Origin of the sequence: Treponema saccharophilum DSM 2985 (genome assembly GCF_000255555.1) — a bacterium.
In the GTDB taxonomy this organism is placed as follows: Bacteria; Spirochaetota; Spirochaetia; order Treponematales; family Treponemataceae; genus Treponema_D; species Treponema_D saccharophilum.
Map to the genome: position 1 here is coordinate 1 of NZ_AGRW01000054.1, position 16568 is coordinate 16568.

Annotated in this window: 14 protein-coding genes, 6 tRNA genes and 1 other RNA gene; 11 read left to right on the top strand and 10 right to left on the bottom strand. The window is 56.8% G+C overall.

The genetic code is table 11. From position 1 onward, the window contains the following. From TRESADRAFT_RS12490 to TRESADRAFT_RS12495, 3 genes are all read left to right on the top strand, one after another. Positions 1-895: SPOR domain-containing protein (locus tag TRESADRAFT_RS12490; RefSeq protein WP_002706168.1), on the top strand; the 895-nt coding region annotated here is incomplete at its 5' end. A gap of 93 nt (positions 896-988) precedes the next feature. Continuing rightward, positions 989-1369: a transfer-messenger RNA gene (gene ssrA, locus TRESADRAFT_RS15760) on the top strand. A 102-nt stretch (positions 1370-1471) separates the two neighbouring features. Next, complete coding sequence (locus TRESADRAFT_RS12495) at positions 1472-2827, top strand: aminopeptidase (protein ID WP_002706169.1); 1356 nt, start codon at positions 1472-1474, stop codon at positions 2825-2827. Between the two features lie 159 nt (positions 2828-2986). On the opposite strand, the gene clpX is transcribed toward TRESADRAFT_RS12495, so the two are convergent. The 10 genes from clpX to TRESADRAFT_RS15385 all read right to left on the bottom strand — a co-directional run bounded on the left by clpX (position 2987) and on the right by TRESADRAFT_RS15385 (position 7855). Then, positions 2987-4237, bottom strand: coding sequence for an ATP-dependent Clp protease ATP-binding subunit ClpX (gene clpX, locus TRESADRAFT_RS12500; RefSeq protein ID WP_002706170.1), 1251 nt, complete (start codon positions 4235-4237; stop codon positions 2987-2989). Continuing rightward, positions 4237-4866, bottom strand: coding sequence for an ATP-dependent Clp endopeptidase proteolytic subunit ClpP (clpP, locus tag TRESADRAFT_RS12505; RefSeq protein ID WP_002706171.1), 630 nt, complete (start codon positions 4864-4866; stop codon positions 4237-4239). The genes clpX and clpP overlap by 1 nt, the downstream gene beginning before the upstream one ends. A gap of 91 nt (positions 4867-4957) precedes the next feature. Then, positions 4958-6316, bottom strand: a complete 1359-nt coding sequence (tig, locus tag TRESADRAFT_RS12510) for a trigger factor (RefSeq protein ID WP_002706172.1) — start codon at positions 6314-6316, stop codon at positions 4958-4960. Between the two features lie 76 nt (positions 6317-6392). Then, positions 6393-6464: transfer RNA gene (locus TRESADRAFT_RS12515), tRNA-Gly, on the bottom strand. 65 nt (positions 6465-6529) lie between these two features. After that, positions 6530-6601: transfer RNA gene (locus TRESADRAFT_RS12520), tRNA-Gly, on the bottom strand. A 10-nt stretch (positions 6602-6611) separates the two neighbouring features. Continuing rightward, positions 6612-6691 (bottom strand) — tRNA-Leu (locus tag TRESADRAFT_RS12525). Between the two features lie 37 nt (positions 6692-6728). After that, positions 6729-6801 (bottom strand) — tRNA-Lys (locus TRESADRAFT_RS12530). Between the two features lie 26 nt (positions 6802-6827). Continuing rightward, positions 6828-6901 (bottom strand) — tRNA-Arg (locus TRESADRAFT_RS12535). An 11-nt stretch (positions 6902-6912) separates the two neighbouring features. Continuing rightward, positions 6913-6984: transfer RNA gene (locus TRESADRAFT_RS12540), tRNA-His, on the bottom strand. Positions 6985-7060: 76 nt separating this feature from the next. Next, positions 7061-7855 (bottom strand): DUF8091 domain-containing protein, encoded by a 795-nt coding sequence (locus TRESADRAFT_RS15385; protein WP_002706173.1) that lies wholly within the window; start codon positions 7853-7855, stop codon positions 7061-7063. Between the two features lie 67 nt (positions 7856-7922). On the opposite strand from TRESADRAFT_RS15385, the gene rsmH reads away from it, so the two are divergent. From rsmH to TRESADRAFT_RS12585, 8 genes are all read left to right on the top strand, one after another. Beyond that, entirely contained in the window at positions 7923-8930 is a 1008-nt protein-coding gene (gene rsmH / locus TRESADRAFT_RS12550; RefSeq protein ID WP_002706174.1) for a 16S rRNA (cytosine(1402)-N(4))-methyltransferase RsmH, read from the top strand. Positions 8931-8997: 67 nt separating this feature from the next. After that, positions 8998-9318 (top strand): cell division protein FtsL, encoded by a 321-nt coding sequence (ftsL, locus tag TRESADRAFT_RS12555; protein WP_002706175.1) that lies wholly within the window; start codon positions 8998-9000, stop codon positions 9316-9318. Between the two features lie 35 nt (positions 9319-9353). After that, positions 9354-10757, top strand: a complete 1404-nt coding sequence (locus TRESADRAFT_RS12560; RefSeq protein ID WP_141607396.1) for a UDP-N-acetylmuramoyl-tripeptide--D-alanyl-D-alanine ligase — start codon at positions 9354-9356, stop codon at positions 10755-10757. 31 nt (positions 10758-10788) lie between these two features. Next, positions 10789-11979, top strand: coding sequence for an FtsW/RodA/SpoVE family cell cycle protein (locus tag TRESADRAFT_RS12565; RefSeq protein ID WP_002706177.1), 1191 nt, complete (start codon positions 10789-10791; stop codon positions 11977-11979). Positions 11980-12084: 105 nt separating this feature from the next. Continuing rightward, positions 12085-12924: a cell division protein FtsQ/DivIB gene (locus TRESADRAFT_RS12570; RefSeq protein WP_002706178.1), complete on the top strand. Its 840-nt coding sequence runs from the start codon at positions 12085-12087 to the stop codon at positions 12922-12924. Next, positions 12921-14216, top strand: coding sequence for a cell division protein FtsA (ftsA, locus tag TRESADRAFT_RS12575; RefSeq protein WP_002706179.1), 1296 nt, complete (start codon positions 12921-12923; stop codon positions 14214-14216). The genes TRESADRAFT_RS12570 and ftsA overlap by 4 nt, the downstream gene beginning before the upstream one ends. A gap of 20 nt (positions 14217-14236) precedes the next feature. Beyond that, positions 14237-15601: a cell division protein FtsZ gene (gene ftsZ / locus TRESADRAFT_RS12580; RefSeq protein ID WP_002706180.1), complete on the top strand. Its 1365-nt coding sequence runs from the start codon at positions 14237-14239 to the stop codon at positions 15599-15601. Between the two features lie 10 nt (positions 15602-15611). After that, positions 15612-16547, top strand: coding sequence for a tyrosine-type recombinase/integrase (locus TRESADRAFT_RS12585; protein WP_002706181.1), 936 nt, complete (start codon positions 15612-15614; stop codon positions 16545-16547). Positions 16548-16568: the final 21 nt, after the last annotated feature.

Below are 16568 nucleotides of genomic sequence, written 5' to 3' on the forward strand. Positions count from 1 at the left end.
GACCGCGGAAAACGACGAGAAAATCGCGCCCGAGAAACTTGAGGATGTTCCCGCAGAAAGCGCCGCGGACGAGAAGCTCGACGAGCCAGTTCCCGCTCCCGAAGAAAGTGCGGAAAACGACGAGAAAATCGCGCCCGAGGAAAGCGGTGAGGATGAAAAACTCTCAGAGCCTGTTCCCGCTCCCGCAAAGAATATGGAAAGCGGCAGTGATGTCGCGTCCGATGATGTTCCGTCTCCGGCGAAGAAAACGGAGCCGCTTGCGGAGGATTCCCGCGACGAGCAGGTGTATCAGCCGATAGTGCTCATTCCCGCGGAGATGAATCCCCCGAAGAATTCCGCCTCGGATGAGAAAATCCCCGAGGAGACTGTCGAGGAGCCTGCTGCCGGAAGCCGCGCCGAGAAAACGGCTCATGAAGGAAAGCGCTACAAAATTCCCGAGGAAATCGTTTCCGAGCCGTCAGCTGCCGAGGCGAAATCGCCGTCAAAAGCGAAGCACAGGATTCCCGAGGAAATTGTCAGCGAAAATTCGGCGGAGGGGAAGGCTCCGAAGAAGTACGATATTCCCGAGGAGGTCGTCGACGAGAATCCGTCCGTTTCTCCTTCGGCAGGTTCGGGGGAGCCGATTTCCGCGCTCGTCAGGTCGAAAATCGTAGAGAAGGAACGTCTTGAGAAGGGAACGTACGTTCAGGTTGCGATTCTCGGTTCCGTGAAGAACCTGAACGCCGCCGTGTCGAAAATCCCGGAAAAATACCGGGTGTGCGTCGTCCCGTCCGGCACGGGGGATTCTGCGTACACTGTTCTCGTCGGGCCTGTTCCCAAAAAGAGCGGAAAGTCCGTTCAGAAGGAGATGCGCGCGGCGGGCTTCAAGGATGCGTTCATAAAGAACGTGAAGTAGCGTTCCGCAGAGCCTGTGCGGTTGACGATTTCTGCTGTTCCTAATATGATATGTGAACTTTCCGGGGCGTTTTGCGCCTTCGGGAAATGATAAGGGGGTGCACCGGTTTCGACGATTGTGCTGAAGGCGCATATTGCATGTGGGAGTCAAGGTTCCCTAAACTGAGAAAAAAATAACTGCAATTTTCGCAAGAAAAGAAGAGGAAGTCGTTGAGGCTTCTTCTGCAGAAGCTCTCGCTGCATAAGCTTGGGCCGGAATCCAGGTTACGCTGTTCCTAGTGGTCTGGCATTCCGTTGATGACAGGGACTCGCTCTCCGGTGTTTCCGGTCTCCGGAGGGGACTTCATAATCGGAATAAGGAGGAGACGCTTGCCGTGCTGCTACCTTCTCCCGACAACCACCTCGCACGGATAAACATGTAGACGTGTGTGGCTTACACTTTCGGACGCGGGTTCGACTCCCGCCATCTCCACTTTCCCGGCGATATGCCGGGATTTTTTTGTTTTGGGGCGGTGTTTCCAATTCTTTCCTATTTTTGGTATCATGCTCGGCTGAAATCATAGATAAAGAGGTTTTTATGAGCAAAGATTTCATCGAGGAATACAAGGAATTCCTCAGCGAATGCAAGACGGAGCGCGAGTGCGTCTCCGAAATCGTGAGGATGGCGGAGAATGCCGGGTTCCGCGACGTCATGAAGTGCGATTCCCTCAAAGCCGGCGACAAGGTTTACTCGGTCAAGATGAAAAAGGCGGTCGCGCTTTTCACAATCGGAACTTCCGGAATCGAGAACGGAATGAACATACTTGGCGCGCACATCGATTCCCCGAGGCTTGACGTGAAGCAGAATCCTGTCTACGAGAAGGATTTCCTCGTGTATCTCAACACGCATTATTACGGCGGCATAAAGAAATACCAGTGGGTTACGATTCCTCTGGCGATTCACGGCGTCGTGTGCAGGAAGGACGGTTCCGTCGTCGACATCAGGATTGGCGAGGACGAGGGCGACCCTGTCTTCTGCATTTCCGATATTCTCCCGCACCTCGCGCAGAAGCAGATGAAGGAATCCGCCGCGGAATTCATCCCCGGCGAGAGCCTCGACCTCGTGATAGGAAGCGGCATTCCCCGCAGGAAGGGGGATGACAAGGACGACGAGGAGAAGAAAAAGGAGAAGGCGTCCGCGAAAAAGGCGGTCATGGCCCTCATCAAGGAGAAATACGGCATCGAGGAAAGCGATTTCGGCTCGGCGGAGCTTGAGATTGTCCCGGCGGGACGCGCGCGCGACCTCGGGCTCGACCGCTCGCTGATTCTCGCTTACGGGCAGGACGACCGCTCGTGCGCGTATGCGTCAGTCCGCGCGCTCCTCGAAGGCGGCTGCGGCGCGCGCACCAGCTGCTGCATCTGCGTGGACAAGGAGGAAATCGGCTCGGTCGGCGCGACGGGAATGGGAAGCCATTTCTTCGAGAATGCCGTCGCGGAGGTTGTCGCACGCCTTCCGGAAGGTTTCTCCGAGCTTTCGCTCAGAAGGTGCCTCGCGAATTCTTCCATGCTTTCGAGCGACGTCAACGCGGCGTTTGATCCGATGAACGCGGATTTGTTCGACCGCGCGAACGCAAGCTTCCTCGGCGGCGGAATCGTGTTCAACAAATATACGGGAAGCCGCGGGAAGTCCGGCGCGAGCGACGCGAATCCCGAATTCATCGCGCGCCTCCGGAACATCCTCGACGCTGCGGGCGTCCGCTACCAGATGGCTGAGCTCGGAAAAGTCGACCAGGGCGGCGGCGGAACGATTGCGTTCGAGGCGGCAAAATACGGAATGAACGTCCTCGACGCGGGCGTGTCCGTCCTTTCCATGCACGCGCCGTGGGAGATTACGAGCCGCGAGGACATAATGCAGGCGTTCGGCGCGTACAAGGCGTTCCTATCGCTCGACTGATTCTCGTCCTGGTGCGCTTTGCGCGTCTTTGCGATTTTGCGAGCTGAAAAAATTGCCATTCTGAACGCGTTCCGGAATCTGAAATTGAGGAACGCCGTTCGGCATAGCGCATAAAAAAAAGCACCCGGAAGGGTGCTTTTTTTGTTGTCTCCTGCGGTTTTATGCCGTCTGCTGCTCGAGCAGGAGCGTCTCCGCGTTCGGTATCGATTTCGTCTTCACGATTTCTTTCGTTATCGTGAGTTTTTTCTGACCCTTGACGCTCGGAGCCTCGTACATCAAATCCATGAGCATCTTCTCGACAATCGCGCGGAGCCCGCGCGCGCCCGTCTTCTGCTTTATGGCGATGTCGGCGATTTCGTCGAGCGCGTCGTCCGTGAAGTCTATGTCGAGGTCGTCGATGGCGAACGATGCCTTGAACTGCTTCGTTATCGCGTTCTTCGGCTCGGTGAGGATTTTCTTGAGGTCTTCCTTCGTCAGCTCCTTGAGCGCGACGGTTATCGGCATACGTCCGATAAGCTCGGGGATTATGCCGAACTTGACGAGGTCGTCGCTCGTGCATTCGTTGAGGAGGTCCATCTTCTGCTCCTCGTCCATGCTGCCGACGTTGCTCCCGAATCCCATCGAGTGCGCCGAAGTCCTCTGCTCGATTATCTTGTCGAGGCCGACGAACGCGCCTCCCATTATGAACAGGATGTTCGTCGTGTCGATTTGTATCATCTCCTGGTTCGGGTGCTTCCTTCCTCCCTGCGGCGGAACTGACGCGAGCGTTCCTTCTATTATCTTGAGGAGCGCCTGCTGAACTCCCTCGCCCGATACGTCGCGCGTTATGCTCGTGTTCTCGCTTTTGCGCGCGATTTTGTCGATTTCGTCAATGAAAATGATTCCGCGCTCCGCTGCCTGGATGTTCCCGTCCGCGGCGTTGATGAGCTTGAGGAGCACGTTCTCGACGTCCTCTCCGACGTATCCCGCCTCTGTGAGCGTCGTCGCGTCCGCGATTGCGAACGGAACCTTGAGCTTTTCCGCGAGCGTGCGCGCGAGGAGCGTCTTTCCGCTTCCTGTCGGCCCGATGAGGAGGACGTTCGATTTCTCGATTTTCACGCCGTCCTTTGACGTTTTCCGGCCGAGCGACATGCGCTTGTAATGGTTGTAGACTGCGACGGAGAGCGCCTTCTTCGCGTAGTCCTGCCCGATTACGTACTGGTCCAGGTGTTCCTTGAATTCCTTCGGCGTGGGGACATCGTTCATCTCAATCGACGGGACGTCCAGCGATTTCTCCGACATGATTCCCTGGCAGATTTCTATGCACTGGTTGCAGATGAAAATGCTTCCCGGCCCCTCGACCAGAAGCCTCTTCTCATCGGCCTCTTTGCCGCAGAACGAGCAGCGCTTGATGTTTCTTCCGAACGCCATTATTTCTTCTCCTCTGCCGTCTCCGACAATTTAGCGCGGTGCGGCATGACATGGTCGACGATTCCGTAGTCGAGCGCGTCCTGCGCTGACATGTAGAAATCACGCTCCATGTCCTTTGCTACGGTCTCCTCGTCCTTGCCGGTCTTCTCGGCGAGGTATTTGATTGAGAGCGACTTGAGGCGGAGAATCTCCTTCGCCTGGATTGCGATGTCGCTTTCCTGCCCCTGGACTCCCCCGAACGGCTGGTGAATCATCACGCGGGATGAGGGGAGCGCGTATCTCTTGCCCTTCGTTCCGCCCGCGAGGAGGATTGCTCCCATGCTCGCGGCCTGTCCCATGCATATCGTCTGGATGTCGCATTTTACGTACTGCATCGTGTCGTAGATTGCCAGTCCTGCGGTGACGCTTCCTCCCGGCGAGTTGATGTAGATGCTGATGTCCTTCTCCGGGTTCTCCGACTCAAGGAAGAGAATCTGCGCTACTACGAGGTCCGCGTTGAGGTCATTGATTTCTCCGTCGATGAATATGATTCTGTCTTTCAGGAGCCTCGAGAAAATGTCGTAGGAACGCTCCCCGTTTCCGCTGCGCTCGATGACGAATGGGATGTTGTTGTTCATCTGCTCGTTCATAAAAATCTCCTTGTCTTTTTTACGGCTAAAAAAAAGCGGAATGCAGCCATTACTAACGGTAGCATTCCGCATTGAAAGCTTCACCTAAAGTCTACTGATTTTTGAACAAATCGGCAAATTTTACGCTGTCGCCCTTCGAGACCTTCACTTTCGCGAACAACTCTTTGAAGAGTTTCTGCTCCTTGGTGTCGTCCACGAGGTATTCCTTCGCCTTCGCGTCCTCGTAGTGCTTCTTCACTTCGTCGAGCGTGATTGCGTTCTGGTCGGCAATCTCCTGGAACTTCGCGTTGATTTCGTCCTCGGAAACCTCGATTTTGTATTCCTTGAGGAGCGCGTCGACGATTATGCGGCTCTTGAGCATTTTCTCGGCCTCTGCAGACCACTGTGAGAGCATTCCCTCTTTCGTCTGTCCCGATGACGTGACGAGCCTGTCAAGCTCGGCCGCCGTCGTCTGGAACTGGCGGGCCATCATCTCCCAGCGACCCTCAAGCTCCGCGCGGAGCATAGAAGCTGGAATGTCGAACGCGTTCTTCTCGATGAGCTGCTCAAGAAGCGAATTCTGCTTGAGCTCGCTGATTTTCCTGTCCTTCGCGAGGTTGAGCTGCCTCTTGATGTCCGCCTTGAGGTCGTCGAGCGTCTTGAATTTGTCGTTGACGTCCTGTGCGAAGTCGTCGTCGAGCTTGGGAAGGTCGCGCACCTTGATTGCCTTGACGGTCACGGTGTACGTCTTCGTCTTTCCGGCAAGCTCCGCGTCCTTGTCGTCCGCCGCGTATGATTTCTTGATTTCCTTCGTCTCGTCCTTCTTCATGCCGACAATCTCGTCGTCAATCTTGTAGACGTTCTCCGCCGTGCCGACGGTGAAGACGAATCCGGCGCGCTTCGTAGAGGCGATTTCGTTTCCGGCGTCGTCCTTCTCCGCGATGTCGATGGTTACGATGTCATCCTTCGCGACGGTCTCGTCCTTCTTGTCCGTCACGACGGCGTTCCTGTCCTGAAGACCCTTGAGCTCCTCCGCGATTTCCTCGTCGCCGACCTCGGTCTGCGTCTCCTTGATTTCGATTCCGTCGAAATTCGCGACCTCGACTTTCGGGAACACGTCGTACGTCACCGTGTAGACGAGGTTTTTCGTCACGTCGAGCTCCGGCATCTTTTCGAGGACGGGCTGCGCGTAGGGGAGCGGGCGGGATTCTGTTTCCTTCTCGTCCGAGAAAATCTCGTTCAATGATTTGTCGATGATGTTGGCGATTGTCTCGGACTTTATCTGGTCGCCGTATTTGCTTTCGAGAACTTTGGCGGGAACGTGTCCCTTCCTGAAGCCCGGAATCTGGACATGCTTGACGTACTGATTGAGCGTCTCGTTGTATCCGTCCGCCACATCCTTCTTTGCGACGGTGACGGTCAACTTCACAGCTGATTTTTCGAGTTTTTCGATTTCTTTGGTGACTTTCACAATGAGTTCCCCTTGAAAAATGAAATTATAAAATAAAAAAAGGCGATTCAGATGAAATCCAAATCGCCTCAGTTAGAGCGGGAAATGGGGATCGAACCCACGACATCCACCTTGGCAAGGTGGCGCACTACCACTGTGCTATTCCCGCAGAATAAAAATTTGCATCTGCGTTTCATAAATCTGCCGGAACGAATCCGAGCAAATCTGCAATAGAGCGGGAAATGGGGATCGAACCCACGACATCCACCTTGGCAAGGTGGCGCACTACCACTGTGCTATTCCCGCAGAATAAAATTGCGAGAGAAGGGACTTGAACCCTTACGCCGAAGCACTGGAACCTAAATCCAGCGTGTATGCCAATTTCACCACTCTCGCTTCTCTTGCTATTTGGGTTGGTTCTTTCTCCCAAAAATGAGCGACCGGGGGATCGAACCCCGGACCCACAGATTAAGAGTCTGTTGCTCTACCAGCTGAGCTAGTCGCCCTTGTTTTTTTTTGTGCTTTTCGCAATTGCGTCCGACACGGGTCGAACGTGCAACCTACGGATTCGAAGTCCGTTGCTCTATCCAGTTGAGCTACGAACGCAAACAAAAAAGGGTGCCTGGTGGGTTTCGAACCCACGACAGCCAGATCCACAATCTGGAACTCTACCCCTGAGCTACAGGCACCAAGAATTGATGAGAGGTACTATATATGATTCCCCCTTACCATGTCAACAGCGATTTTGAAAAAAATGGAAAAAGTTCACGATTTTTTTCGGACCGCGTACGATTTTGAGCGTCCTTTTTTGTCTGACTCAACTGCGATTCCGCATTTCCTGAGCAGCCAGAGCAGGGGGGAGGCGCCCCTTGCCGCGTCTTTCCGTGCGCCCGCCGTCAGCGGCTCCCCGGAAAACGGGTCGGTCCCGAAGTCGAGAATCGCCTCCGCTATTTCCTTTGCGGTGAACGGCTCCTTCACGGATGCGGGAATCAGCGACAGGTAGTCTTCCTCCGTGCGAAGCGTTTTCTTTCCCTCGATGGAGACAAGCTTCTTTCCGAGGGGAACCCATTTCCTGAGGTGGCGCCGGCTCCTGTTCGCAAGCTGCGCCGGCTCGTCCGTCCTCAGCCTCGTCTCCGAAATCCTGACGAACGCGACCTCTATTGTGAGGAGGTCGTTCGGGATTGTCCCCGCGAGCTTCGTCATTCCCCTGAAGACGGAGTAGACCGTCTCGCGTTTCGGGCTGCGTTTTTTCGACAGCACGTTCCCGTCCCCGTCGACCGTGACGATGGTCTTCTCTATCGCGACGGGGCGCACGATGGTGACCCTCCTGTTCTTCGAGATGAGGCAGAAAATTTTCTCGCTCAGCGCGGATATGCTTCCCGTCTGTATTTCGATGACGCTCCCGTCGGGCAGGAGAACATCAGCAATCGAGCAGCTTCCTTCTATAATTTGCTCGGTCTTCCCGCCGTTCTCCGCCGCATACAGTTCCTTGAGCGCGGCGTGCAGGGGGGATTCGTTGTAGGTGTTTATCATCCAATGAGTATCGGCGCCGTCTGCCATTTTTCTTTGTTCGCTTAACTCCCAAATGCGAATTGCCGAAACATTAGGAACAGAGGAAAAGAAGAAAATGGAAATTGTCCACACGCCTGTGCTTTTGAATGAATGCCTTTCATATTTGTCTCCTGTCGGCGAGCCGTTCGAGTCGTCGGCGCTCATGGTCGATTCGACTTTGGGCGAGGGGGGGCATTCCGAGGCGTTCCTTTCTGCGTATCCGGGGCTTTCCGTTATAGGGCTCGATGCCGACAGCACTATCCAGTCGCGCGCGAAGGAGCGGCTGGCGCGTTTCTCCTCTGCCGGAAGGATGAATTTCTTCAACGGATGGTTCAACGATTTCTACGGACGGTACGGCGAGCATGATGACATCACCGGCGGCAGGCGCCCCGACATCATCCTCTTCGACCTCGGGATAAGCGTCTACCATTACGAGCGTTCCGGACGCGGCTTCTCGTTCCGCCACGACGAGCCCCTCGACATGAGGCTCAACGACAGGGAGGGCGAGAGCGCCGCCGACATCGTGAACGGCATGCGCGAGGAGGAGCTTGCGAACCTCATCTACCTCTACAGCGACGAGAAGATGAGCCGCCGGATTGCCCGCGCCATCTGCGAGGCCCGCGCGTCAGGAAGAATCGAGTCGTCGAAGGCGCTCGCCGATTTGATATACGATGCCGTTCCCGGAAACTACCGGCACGGGGCGATACATCCCGCGACGAGGACGTTCCAGGCGCTCCGCATCGCGGTCAACAGCGAGCTGCGCCGTCTTCCCTCAGCGATTCACGACGCGTTCAACGTGCTGCTTCCCGGCGGCAAGCTCGGTGTCATCACGTTCCATTCCCTTGAGGACAGGATTGTGAAAAATTATTTCAGGAATCTCGGGCGGAAATGCGTCTGTCCTCCGGGACGTGCCGTCTGCACCTGCGGCGGGGAGCCGTGCGCCGAGATTCTGACCCGGAAGCCGGTCGAGCCGACGAAGGAGGAGGTGGAGTCGAATTCCCCGAGCCGGAGCGCGAAGCTCCGCGTCGTCAGGAAAATCCGCGACGCTTCGGGGGATCATCTCCTGAACGTCGCCATTGAGTGATGGAGAATTTGCGCAGGGCGGGGCGTACACGGATGTTTTTCCCGCCGGTTTGTTTTAGGAGGTTTTTATGAATCTTGCGTTCTTGCGCCGTTACGAGGACGGGAATCCGAGTTTGAAGACACACGTGATAGTCTATCTGTTTGCGCTCCTCATCCCCGTCCTGCTCATAATCAACGCTTTTCAGGCGGACAAATTCACGAAGCTTCGGGACGAAGTCGAGGACATGCAGAAGGAGCAGGTGGAGATGGTCGAGAAGAACCGCGAGCTTATATCGGAAATAAGCGTGCTTTCGAGTTCCGACCGGATTGAGCGCATCGCCGAGCGCGACCTCGGCATGCACAAGGCAAAGAAAGAGGAGATTGTTCGCGTGGAGATAAAGTCGAAATGAGCGATTGTGGGAAAAGCGCCGCTATCATGGCCGGCATGAAGGCAAGCCTTCTGACGCTTGACGAGGTTCTCGGCGCGCTTTCCGCTGTCGGCGGAAGGGTTCTGTGCGGCGACACCGGAAAATTCTGTTTCACCTCGGTCGAGACGGACTCGAGGAACGTCGTTCCGGGCACGCTTTTCGTTCCCCTCGTCGGGGAATTCCGCGACGGGCACGCGTTCGTCGCTCAGGCGCTGGAGAAAGGCGCGTCCGTCGTGTTCGTCTCGCGCGACGACGGCGACGTCCTCGCTGCCGCGGAAAAATATCCGGGCGCCGTCCTCATCCATTGCGGGAACACGATGCGCGCGCTGCAGCTTGCGGCGGGGGCTTATGTCGGAAAATTCCCGGCGCTGCTGAGGTGCTCCGTTACGGGGTCGAGCGGGAAGACGACGACGAAGGAATTGTGCGCGTCAATCCTCTCGCAGAAATACAAGGTCGTCGCGAATCCGGGGAATTTCAACTCGGAGACGGGGCTTCCGCTTTCCGTTTTCAGGATACGCGGCGGGGACGAGCTGGGGCTGTTCGAGATGGGGATGAACAGGGTCGATGAGATTGGCGAGATTGCGTCCGTGTTCCGCCCGAATTACGCCGTAATCACGAACATCGGGACTGCCCACATAGGAATTCTCGGGAGCCGCGAGAACATTGCCCGGGAGAAGCGGAAGATATTCTCCTATATGGACGGCGACGGCGTTGCCGTCATTCCTGCTGCGGACGATTTCGCGGATTTCTTGGCGGAAGGCGTGCGCGGGAAGGTCGTCAGGTACGGGCTCGGCGTGAACCCTCGGATAGCGCTCGTCGCGGACGAGGGGCTTTCCGGGACGGTGTTTTCCGTTGACGGCGTTGAGATGAGGCTTGCGCTTCCGGGGCGGTACAATTTCCTTGACGCGCTCGGGGCTGTTTCGCTCGCGCTGGAGCTTGGGCTCACGGCGGAACAGATAAAGAAGGGAATCGAGGCGGTCGGCGTTCTTGGCGGCCGCTCCGAGATTGTCCGCGGAAGGTTCACCGTCCTCAAGGACTGCTACAACGCGAACCCCGATTCGATGGAGAAGGCTGTCGAGCTTTGCTCCTCGGTTGAATTTGACGGGCGGAAGATTTTCGTCCTCGGCGACATGCTCGAGCTTGGGGCGGAATCGGAGGCAGCGCACCGCGCGCTCGGCCGTCTCGTCTCGGAATCGGGCGCGGATGCCGCCGTTTTCGTGGGGGATGAGAGCGGGTTTTCTTATGAGGAATGCGCGGCATCGGGGCGCGTCCCGTGCGTTTTCGTGCGCGGTCGCGACGAAAAATCGATTTCCGCGGCGGCGGAGGCGCTCCTCTCGTTCGCGGCGGACGGCGATTTCGTCCTGCTGAAAGGTTCGCGCGGGATTGGCCTTGAGCGGATTCTTCCGCTGGTCGGAATGTGATTCCGCGCATTTGGTATAGAAGGGGAATCTGATGAGGTTCAATTTTTTCACCGACAAGCCGTTGGAGAGATACAGGAAGAGCGATCCTCTGATAATGGTCTCCATGCTCCTTTTGTGGGGGCTCGGGATTCTCGCGCTGTATTTCTGCTCGCGGAACTACGGTCTGAAGCTGCGCGACGATTCTCTCTATTTCGTCAAGCGGCAGCTCCTGTGCTCCGTAATCGGCTTCACGGCGTTCTTCGTCTTCGTCTCGCTGAGCATGGATACGATTCGTCGGATTCTGCCGTTCATCGTTTTCGGCTCCCTTTTCCTGTGCGTGCTGACGTTCATTCCCTATGTCGGGGAGGCGAGGAACGGCGCGCGCAGGTGGATACGGATTCCGTTCATCGGGACGTTCCAGCCCTCTGAGACGGTGAAATTCGCGCTCGTGCTGTACCTGGCGAATTTTTTCGAGAAAATCAGCGGGCTGAAGAAGAAGGACAAGAATGTTTTCCCGGCGGTCGTGTTCCTCGTCGCGTTCTCGGGCGTCGTCATTCTGCAGCAGGATTTTTCGACGAGCCTTTTCCTGCTGATTCTGGGCATCGCGATGTTCGTCGTCGCGGGCGAGCGCGTGCGGTGGGTGATTCCGCTCGGGATTCTTATGGTTCCGCTCTCGATAACGACGGTTTTCCTGAAGCCGTACCGGATGAGCCGTCTGATAGGGTTCTTCGACAAGAGCGGGGCTTACGACCAGACGTACAATTACCAGCTCACCGCCGCGCGGAAGGCAATCGAGGACGGCGGTTTCTGGGGGCAGGGGTTCGGCAGCGGGCTTTCGAAAATCGGCTCCATTCCGGAGGTGCAGACCGACTACATATTCGCCGGTTGGGTTGAGGCGTTCGGTTTTTTCGGCGTCGTAATCTATTTCCTGCTTCTGGGATTTTTCGCGTGGCGCGTGCTGAGGTGCGCGCTGACGACGGCGGACAGGTTCGCGTCGTTCGGCGTTTTCGGCTTCCTGATGTCGATTGTCGGGCAGTCGCTTATGAACGTGGGCGTTGTCATCGGCGTGCTTCCGACGACGGGCGTCCCGCTGCCGTTCTTCTCGTCCGGCGGCTCTTCGATAATCGTCACGATGGCGATGTGCGGGTTCGTCGTCGGCGCGTCCCGTCTCGACAGCGTCGGGAACGTCCTGCCATCTGTCGGCCCTGATTCGTCCGACAGCGGGCTTGGCGGAAAAAAATAGGATGAAGCATGTTCCGGCCCATCAGTTTCCGGGCGTGTTTCCTTTTGATTTCGGTATTGGGAAATTGTCAGACCGGATGGTCTGTTTTTCAGCGGGAGGTGGAATATGAGTGATTTTGTGTTCAGAAGCGTCGGCGGTGCTGAGGGCAGGGGAGCCGGCAAGAAGGGCGGCGTCCGCATCCGGATGAAGGCGGTGAAATGGTTCTTCATAGTTTTCGCCCTGATTTTCGTCATCGAGGCCCTCGTCTATCTCGTCGTGATTCCGTCAATGCAGACCGCGACCGTGATATGGAGCGGAGCCGCTTCCTATTCGCAGGAGTATCTTTCGAGGGTGATTTCGCCGCTTTCCGACAGGAGCTGGATGCGGTTCAGCAAATCCGAGGCGTTCTCGCTCCTTTCTTCCGTGTCCGGAATCGAGGACGTGCAGATTGTGAAGCGCTTCCCCGACAAGGTCTACATAAACGTCGTCGAGAGGACTCCCGTCGCCATGACGTTCGTCGACGTCGGCTCGCGGACCGTCCCTATTCAAATCGACAAAAATGGTGTACTATTCACGCTGCAAACTTCGCAGCCTCATTCGAGTTCCATCCCGCTCGTTTCCGGGATTCCGATTGAGAGCGTTCCCGGCGGGATGAGGGTTCCCTCGAAATATCGCGGCCTTTTGGAGCAGATTTCGGCAATCGGAAATCTCTCGCAGAATTATTTCGCCGCCATATCGGAGATTCACATCGTCCCGAAAGAATCGGGAAACTACGAGCTCGTCTTGTATCCGATTCACAGCAGGACGCGGATTCTCACGGGCCGTCAGCTAACTGAAGAGGCTTTGCAGTATATGATGGTTGCTCTCGATGTGGTAAACACGCTTGAGTCCGACGTTGAGGAAATAGACCTCCGTTACGGCTCTATCGCTTATCGGACACGTCGGAGTTCAGGAGATTCCTTTTGAGTGATTATATCGTTGGCTTGGACATAGGCACATGCTTCGTCCGCGCGGTCATCGGGATGATAGTTGATGACGGGAAGGTCGAAATCCTCAGCGTAGCGAAGCAGCCCTCGCAGGAGATTCTCCGCGAGGGAAACATCGTGAACATCGAGCGTGCTAAAGATGTCATAAAGAAGGTCATCGACGAGGCCGAGAACAAGTTCGGCTATCAGGTGCGCTCCTGCGTCATAGGAATCGGAGGAAGGCACATAGACAGCATGAGCTCGCACGGGCTTGTGGCGATTCATTCCGTCGGCAAGCGGGACCGCGCGATAACGCAGGACGACATAAACCGGGTTCTCGACGCGTCGAATTCGCTTCCCACAAAGCCCGACCACGAGATAATCGCGCTGATTCCCAAGGAATACAAGGTCAACGGCATGGGCGGCTACAAGCAGGATACCGTGCTGAACAACCTTGCGGTACGGCTTGAGGTCGATGTCCTCATAATAACGGCTTCGCGGACGCAGCTCGGGAACATGGAGCGCTGCATCGAGAATTCGGGCTACGAGCTTGACAACGTGTTCCTCAAGACGATTGCGGCGTCCGCCGCCGTGATGTTCCCCGACGAGAGAAATCTCGGCTCCATTCTCATAGACCTCGGTGGCGGTACGACCGATGTCATCGTCGTTTTCGACGATGCCCCCGTCTGCACCGTCTCGATTCCGTTCGGCGGCGAGAACGTCACGAAGGATTTGGCGCGCGTCATGGGAATGCCGATGGACACCGCGGAGGATATAAAAATTCGGCACGGATGCTGCTGGTCGGAGCTGGTCGCGGACAACGATTCCGAGGTCGTCATCCCGATGTTCGGTGGAAGGCCCCCGAAGCTGACGACGCGGTCGGAGCTTTGCACCGTCATCCAGTCCCGCATGAGCGAGATTTTTTCGATGGTTCTCGACGAGGTGGTCCAGCGCTCTCGTCTGCGGCAGCTTTCTGGCAGCATCATTCTCACCGGTGGCGGCGCGCAGATGGAAGGCGTCCTTGAGCTTGCCGAATATACGTTCAACACGAGTTCTGTTAGAATCGGTATGCCGAGCGGGCTTGGCGGAATAGAGGAGTCCTATTCGACTCCGGAGTATGCGACTGCGGTGGGGCTTATCCTCGCCGACAAGGAAAGCGTGCTGAGCGCCGGTCGGGCCGGCAAGTCGAAGAAGAAGAAGCCTTCGGATTACCAGTCCGACTTCTCTGATTCTTCTTCGGAGAAGGTGAAGAAGGACAGCATTCTGACTAGAATCAGGAAGGTGCTTTTCTAAGATAAAAAGGGTGGGAAACTATGTTTGATTATCAGGTTGCAAAGGAAGAAAGCGAGCAGCATGCAGTGAATCCGGCCGTCATAAAGGTAATCGGATGCGGTGGCGGCGGCGGCAACGCCGTGAATATGATGATAGACGCGAATGTCCAGGGCGTCGAATTCATCGCGCTGAACACGGACGGCCAGGATTTGGACAAATCAAAGGCAGTGAGAAAAATCCAGATAGGCCTGAAGAACGCCCGCGGGCTTGGTGCCGGAGGAAGGCCCGAGCTTGGCGAGGAAGCGGCGAAGGAAAGCGAGACCGAGATAAAAGAAATCCTTGAAGGCTCAAACATGGTGTTCATCACCGCGGGAATGGGCGGCGGGACGGGAACCGGTTCGGCGCCTGTCGTCGCCCGTATTGCGCGGGAGCTCGGCGCCCTCACCGTCGCCGTCGTGACGTATCCGTTCACCTGGGAGGGAAAGACGAGGTCGCAGAACGCGGACGAGGGAATAAAGCGGCTCAAGGCCGAGGTTGATTCGCTCATCGTGATTCCGAACGACAAGATTGACGAGCTCCGCGAGGATCTGCCCGTCAAGCTCGCGTTCCAGGCCGTAACGGACATCCTCAGGCAGGGCGTTCAGGGAATAACGGACATCATCATGCGCCCGGGCCTCATCAACAGGGATTTCAAGGATGTCGAGTCGATTATGAAGGGGCAGGGCGAGGCCCTTCTCGGAATCGGAATCGGAAAGGGCGAGAACCGCGCGCTCGATGCCGCGCAGGACGCAATCAACAATCCGCTTCTCAAGGACACGCACATCGACGGCGCCCGGAACATACTCATAAACGTCTGCGGCGGAAACGACATCAGGCGCAGCGAGCCGAAGATAATCGCGGACTTCATCCGCTCCCGCGCGAGCGAGGACGCGAACATAATATACGGGCTTCTCATCGACGAGAACATGGAGGACGAGATAAGCGTCACCGTGATTGCGACGGGGCTTGAGGTTCCGGGAAAATCCGCGTCGTCGGCGCCGTCAGCGAAAACGGTCCAGGCAAAGCGCGACGACACGTTCGTCTCAAGCGGCGAATTCGTCACCGTCGCGAATCCCCTCCGCGCGCAGCAGAGCGCTCCTCGTCCGGAGCCCGTCCGCCAGCGCGGTGATTTGTCCGACGTGCTCGGCGGTTCCGTCTACGAGGAGCCGTCCGCACGCCCGCAGGTCGTCCCGCAGCCGCAGGTCGCGCGCGTTCCACAGCCGCAGCCGGTGCAGAGCCAGCCTCCGGTGCAGAAGAAGAACGATTTCGCGCCGCCTGCGGACGAGAACATCGACGTCAACGACCTCGACAAGCCCGCTATATGGAGGCGCAACCTGACCCGCGAGATAAACCTCGGGCGGAAATAGTTTCTTCGATATGACTGCCGATTTGCTTGTGTCCGGATTCTACGCGGATTTGATAGCCGTTGAAAGAAGGGCGGAGCTGACCGCGAGGACGTATTCGGAGACGGCGGGGCAGTTCCTCAAGTGGCTTGTTTTCGAGAAGGTGAAGCTTGCGTCCGTCACCGCGCAGAACCTCATCTACTTCCTTTTGTGGCGGCGCACAAGCGGCGTCGATGAGCTGACGGTAGCGAAGGACATATCGGCGCTGCGCTCGTTCGGCGCATACCTCGTCAGGGGCGGATACTGGAAGGAGAATTCGGCGATGCTCCTTGAGCGCCCCCGTGCCTCCCATTCGCTTCCTAAAGTCCTCAGCGTCGAGCAGGTCGACGGGCTTCTTTCGGCAATAGACACGACGAAACCGCTCGGAATCCGCGACAGGGCGCTTTTCGAGCTTATCTATTCATGCGGGCTCAGGATAAGCGAGGCTGCATCCCTCACAATCGAGAACCTGCACATGGACGAGCGCGTGATAATAGTCCGCGGAAAAGGCGACAGGGAGCGGATGGTTCCCTTCGGCGAGTCTGCGCGGGAATGGCTCCTCCGGTATATGGAGGTCCGTCCGTCGATTGCGAAGGGGCGTGCCGTTCCCGAAGTGTTCCTGAATTTCCGCGGGGAGCCGCTCGGGCGGAAGGGAATCTGGAAGAATTTCCAGGCGATGGAGAACGCGAGCGGCGTCACGGCAAAAGTCCACACGCTCCGGCATTCGTTCGCCACGCACCTTCTTGCGGGCGGCATGGATTTGCGCTCGGTGCAGGAGCTTTTGGGTCATGCCGACCTTTCCACCACGACAATCTACACTCACGTCGAGAACAAACAGCTGAAAAGCGGCCACGAGGCGTTCTTTCCGGGGCATTCCGCTGGAGATTCCGATGGAAAAATCGAAAAAAACAGCGGTACGGGCGAGAATTAACTTTTGGCAGGAAACTTAAGG

Excerpts from the sequence above, each read along its gene's own strand:
- TRESADRAFT_RS12560 (WP_141607396.1), top strand. The coding sequence starts at position 9,354 with ATGAAGGCAAGCCTTCTGACGCTTGACGAGGTTCTCGGCGCGCTTTCC.
- TRESADRAFT_RS15385 (WP_002706173.1), bottom strand. The coding sequence starts at position 7,855 with ATGGCAGACGGCGCCGATACTCATTGGATGATAAACACCTACAACGAA.
- TRESADRAFT_RS12565 (WP_002706177.1), top strand. The coding sequence starts at position 10,789 with ATGAGGTTCAATTTTTTCACCGACAAGCCGTTGGAGAGATACAGGAAG.
- TRESADRAFT_RS12585 (WP_002706181.1), top strand. The coding sequence starts at position 15,612 with ATGACTGCCGATTTGCTTGTGTCCGGATTCTACGCGGATTTGATAGCC.
- ftsZ (WP_002706180.1), top strand. The coding sequence starts at position 14,237 with ATGTTTGATTATCAGGTTGCAAAGGAAGAAAGCGAGCAGCATGCAGTG.
- TRESADRAFT_RS12495 (WP_002706169.1), top strand. The coding sequence starts at position 1,472 with ATGAGCAAAGATTTCATCGAGGAATACAAGGAATTCCTCAGCGAATGC.
- rsmH (WP_002706174.1), top strand. The coding sequence starts at position 7,923 with ATGGAAATTGTCCACACGCCTGTGCTTTTGAATGAATGCCTTTCATAT.
- clpX (WP_002706170.1), bottom strand. The coding sequence starts at position 4,237 with ATGGCGTTCGGAAGAAACATCAAGCGCTGCTCGTTCTGCGGCAAAGAG.
- TRESADRAFT_RS12570 (WP_002706178.1), top strand. The coding sequence starts at position 12,085 with ATGAGTGATTTTGTGTTCAGAAGCGTCGGCGGTGCTGAGGGCAGGGGA.
- clpP (WP_002706171.1), bottom strand. The coding sequence starts at position 4,866 with ATGAACGAGCAGATGAACAACAACATCCCATTCGTCATCGAGCGCAGC.
- ftsL (WP_002706175.1), top strand. The coding sequence starts at position 8,998 with ATGAATCTTGCGTTCTTGCGCCGTTACGAGGACGGGAATCCGAGTTTG.